Source organism: Algoriphagus sp., from assembly GCF_024642405.1.
In the GTDB taxonomy this organism is placed as follows: Bacteria; Bacteroidota; Bacteroidia; order Cytophagales; family Cyclobacteriaceae; genus Algoriphagus.
The window spans coordinates 1-4,921 of the sequence record NZ_JAHEBC010000290.1 but is presented as its reverse complement, the minus strand read 5'-3'; the positions used below and the strand labels follow the sequence as shown (position 1 = coordinate 4,921).

Sequence of the window (4,921 nt, the reverse complement as noted above, 5' to 3'; positions counted from 1 at the left end):
CAGTCCAGAAAGGATCGTCATCTACTATAAAGGCAGGTAAAATTTTTATATTTTTCATTGTTTCTAATTTCGAATACATATTTCCAATTTGAGACCAAAACAAAAAAGTGCCTTAGAATCAATCTAAGGCACTTTTCAAAACTTAATATTCCAAAAAATGGAATTTTATTCTATAAATTGGAATCAGAGTTCTTTACAATCATCTTCCGAAATCATCTTGAAGACGTACTATATCCTCTTCATCTGAGGGATTTGATGCATCAGTGTGTTGCCAAATTTCAGCCACAATTCCCCAATCTTCCAAGCCGATCAAACGATGTCTCTCACCTTGCTTTAATTTGATTTTATCACCCTTTGTTAGTGTTTGGATTTCTTTTTCAGTATCACTGTCACTAGTGGCCACTGCTACTTTACCTGAAATACATCTCCAAATCTCGGCTCTTCTAAAATGATATTGCCAACTCAATCGTTTTTCAGGGGCTACTAATAAAATTTTTGGGCTCAACTTTTCGGATATCTTCAAAGATTCAAAATCTTCTTCCGGAAAAAAGCTCTTCGCAAACTGAGCTGCTTGTCTTTCGTCTAAAACCAGAAAACCACCCCATGGACGATTTCTATCTTGTTTGATTATCTCGAGTCCCATCTTTTCCATGAGGGACTCAGCATACTCAAATATTTCTTCTTTTGTTTTCATTTCTATTTTGATTTCATATCGTTAGCTACCCAATGAAGGACTCTATCTAAATGATCAATTAAATAAACCATTCTTTCTGATTTTTTCTGCTCTTCAATTTCTCTCTCTACTTCTATCACCTCATCACTTATTTCATGTATTCTTAGCATTTTAATAGATGGTTTGATCTTATGAGCTAGTTTTCTCACTCGCTCAAAATCATTTTCCTGGAACGCTTTCTTGGCCTGTTCCATGGAAATAAGAACACTTGTCTGAAAAGTCTCTATCATTTTTTCCATAAATATGGAATTACCCTTAGAAATTGCCTCTAATTCATCCAATGAATACCGATCAAGATTTTCTGTCTCTTTTAATATTTTCAGATTTTCTTGAATTGGCTTTCCTTTAAATAGCCCTGAAACAAGGTTCAGTAATTCATTTTCCTGAAAAGGCTTTGCTAAAAATCCGTTCATTCCTTTTGAAAGATATTTCTCTTTATCTCCTCTCATCGCGAATGCGGTTAGAGCAACAATCGGAACTGATGAACCTAATTCTTCTCTAATAATTTTGGTTGCCATAATTCCATCCATGACTGGCATTTGCACATCCATCAAAATCAAATCATACGATTCCTTTTTGACTGCATTTACGGCATCTTCTCCATTGACAGCAGAGGAAGTAATAATATCATGTTGTTCTAAAATGGTAGAAGCAACCAGACGATTGAATTCATTATCATCAACAATCAAAACCTTCTTTCCTTTTAATGAATCGTGATCGATGGAAATAGGAAGATCAATAGGTAAGTCACTCTCCTTACCCTTGGGAAGTATCAGTTCAACAGAAATTTTTGAACCAATTCCTTTTTGAGACTCAATTTGCATTGTACCCCCCATTAATTGGATAAGTTCTTTAGTAATACTCAAACCAAGTCCGGTACCTCCATACTTCCTTGTAATTGTGGTATCTTCTTGAACGTATTTTTCAAAATTGCTTTTGATAAAGGACTCTTCCATTCCAATACCTGTATCCTTTACAATAAATTTTATTTCCTGCTCTATATTATTTTCTGAAATGAGATCACATTGTAGAGAGACTTTTCCTTTTTCGGTAAACTTAATTGCATTTGAAAGGAGGTTTAGAATGACTTGACTAATTCTAATTGGATCACCAATTAAGACTTCCTTGATCTTTTTATCATATTTTAGAACAGAAAACTCTAAGCCTTTACTTTCAGCTTTCTCATTCATCATTCCAAATGCATGATCTATTAAGTTCTTTGGTTTAAAACCAATCGATTCAATAGTCATTTTTCCTGCCTCAAGTTTTGATAAATCCAAAATATCTTTGATGATCACCATTAGGTGGCTTGCAGAGTTTTGGATCGCCTTTAGGAATTTAACCTGTTGATCGTTAAGACTTGTTTTTGCCAATTGCTCACCCATTCCTACAATAGCATTCATTGGAGTTCTGATCTCATGACTCATATTTGCAAAAAAAGTCTCCTTTGCTCTTTTAGACTTTTCAGCTTCTTCCCTTTGCCTAATCAATTCCTCTTCAAGTCTTTTTTGATCAGTAATATCAAGATGGATTCCTATGGAGCCGATTAACTCATTTCTATCATTATAATTTGGTGCACCGCTAATAAACCACCATCGGTATTCGCCATTGGGTCTTTGGTACTTTAATTCATAGGAATCTGAAATACCAGTTTTCCGGCTTTCAGACTTTGTTAATAATCTTTCTTTATCTGAATCATTCAGTAAAAGGTCTATCGCTTTTTTCCCAACCAAATCCTTCAATTCCCATCCCGCCATTTTACAAAATGTTTGATTTGCATGGAGAACGTTCTCTTCAAGATCTACCTCAAGTAGACCCAAATTCATGTTTGAAATGATATTTCTAAATTTTTCTTCTTGCTGAAATAACCTTTTCTCAGATTGTTTCCTTTTTTGCACATTGACAAGCATTTGGGCAAAGACGAACAAAAGCTCAACTTCTTTTTTGGAATAAGTATGTTGCTCTTTTACAGAGTCAAAGCCTACAAAACCCAAAAGATCATCTTTAAACATCATAGGGATAGCAATCAAGCTTTTGATCCCCTGAGGTTCAAGTATGTCATGTAGGCCTTCCATTCCTTTTTCCTTGAGCAAGGAAACGTCCTCTACTAAAAAAGATTCTCCTTTTGAATGTACTTCATACCATTGAGGTACGTATTCCAAAGGCACATTTTGAGTATTTTCTATTTCTTGCGAAATACCAATAGCGCACCACTCATGAGTACAGGAGCATGTAAATTCACTGAGGTTATATGAAAAGATATAAGCTCTATCAGCGTTTACGAACTCCCCGATTTTTTCTAATGAAGCGTTTATTCTTTCATCCACTTCTTCCAAATCAATATTGATATAGGTTGAAGAAATATCTATTAATATGTTTTTGAGTTGTTCTTGGTTTTCTAATAGTTCTTGAGTTTTTTTTCGCTCAGTAATATCAACTAAAATCCCATTCATTCTCACAGGTTCCCCATCTTCAAAAATCAACTTTCCTTTATTTTGAACCCATTTTACTTTTTGTGATGGTGTTACAATACGGTACTCTTTAGTATATTCTTTGTTCTCATTTACTTCATCTATTATATCTTTCAAGACATGCTGATCACCTGGATGAATTGATTTGGCCCACCAGGATTTATCTTTCATCATGGTTTCCATATCTAGCCCAAAAAGATCTTCGGCCGAAGGAGTAAAAAATATACTATCCATTTCTGGGTAAGTCACAGACCAAATAACATCCCTCAATTCATTTAAAACACTTCCCAATTTCTTATTAAGATCAGTGAGCTCTTTTTCTGCGTTTTTTTGGTTTGTGATATCTGAATGGGTTCCAATAATTTTCAAAGGAAAACCCTTTGCGTCTTTTTCAATTACAATCCCTCTGTCATTCACCCATCTGACACTTCCATCCTCATGAATCATCCGGTATTCCAGTTGATGAGATGAAATTTTCCCTTTTTTGTAATTTTGGTCGTTTTCACCTAATAGATAAAGATCTTCTTTATATACATGCGAATACCAAACATCCTCTAGGTTGGAATACTCATCAAATTTGAGACCTAGAAAGTTTTTTGCTTTGTTGGAAAAGATGGTCCTTCCAGTTTTGAAATCATGCTCCCAAACATTATCTCCGGAGAATTCCAATACCTGCCTGAAAGTTTCTTCAAAATCTTTTATCCTCTTTTTGGATAATTTTTCTTCGGTGATATCTTCCAATAAAGTGAAAAAATGAAGAAAATCCCCTTTCTTATCAAGAGCAACCTGACCGTTTACTCTCGCCCAAAACCAAGTTCCATTTTTTCTGTAATGCTTTAATTCAACCTTAAATGGTTCTTTCTTATAAAAAGAGTCCAACATTATTTTCATTTCTTGACTCTCTGTCTGCTCCCCTCTTCCCATTTCTATCGGGGTCTTACCTAAAACTTCTTTTAACTCAAACCCAGTTAATTCTAAATATCCTTCATTTACATATGTGATTTGCCCATTTTCTTTGGTGAAAATCACTCCATTCAAATTGGCACTTGCCACTAAGGATAAATTTTCAAGATTTTCTTTTTGATACTTAATCTTGTCGATTAATTCTTTTAAATCCGACGTAACCAACTCTTGATTTTTAATCAAATGAAGTAGGTCTACTAAAGGATCTAAAGGAGCAAAGTCAGAGATCGACAAATCGTTAGCCACCAGTTCCTCAATCGAACTAAACCAAGGGCTCCCAAGAAATAGAAGTAATTCATTATCCTCAAAATACTCAAACTGTCCCCTGAAAAGGGTGGGTTTTGTTGACTTCCTCTTCAGTAAAAAAGCCTTTTCTTGACTTTGGGCTATTTTTTTGAAGTCAAACTTGGTATCTCTAGGACGCTCAATAAAAAATAAATCTTTAAAAAATTTTCCATTGACATCCCCCATCATTTTTTGAAAACTTGGGCCAAAAAAATCAATAGATCCACTCTTTGATATCGCAAAATGAAAAGGAAAAGTCCTGTCTATGTGACTTTTTTTAATTTCAATATGTAATTCATTTTTGCTCACCACTTTACTTTAAATGCTTCATAAGAATGTCCATCCTCTTTGCCGTGTAGGTGTATTACTTCTACAGGAGTTTCAAACATTTTTCCTAATCCAGAAATCAATCCTTTCATAAAACCCGCCAGACCTTTACGCTTTGAAATGTAATGAAGCACTAATGAAT

General features: G+C 34.5%; 3 protein-coding genes. All 3 read right to left on the bottom strand.

Annotated features, from left to right (window positions below; all coding sequences use genetic code 11):
- Nucleotides 1-199: 199 nt before the first annotated feature.
- The 3 genes from Q0L68_RS16335 to Q0L68_RS16325 are packed head-to-tail and all read right to left on the bottom strand — an operon-like array spanning nt 200 to nt 4,913.
- A complete protein-coding gene (locus Q0L68_RS16335; protein WP_296705233.1) occupies nt 200-694 on the bottom strand; it encodes a phosphoheptose isomerase in 495 nt (164 codons plus the stop codon).
- 2 nt (nt 695-696) lie between these two features.
- Nucleotides 697-4,761 carry a PAS domain S-box protein gene (locus Q0L68_RS16330; protein WP_296705231.1) on the bottom strand — a complete coding sequence of 1,355 codons (4,065 nt, stop codon included), beginning with the start codon at nt 4,759-4,761 and terminating at the stop codon, nt 697-699.
- Complete coding sequence (locus tag Q0L68_RS16325) at nt 4,758-4,913, bottom strand: heme NO-binding domain-containing protein (RefSeq protein ID WP_296705234.1); 156 nt, start codon at nt 4,911-4,913, stop codon at nt 4,758-4,760. Before Q0L68_RS16325 ends, Q0L68_RS16330 begins: the two co-directional genes overlap by 4 nt.
- Nucleotides 4,914-4,921 lie beyond the last annotated feature (8 nt).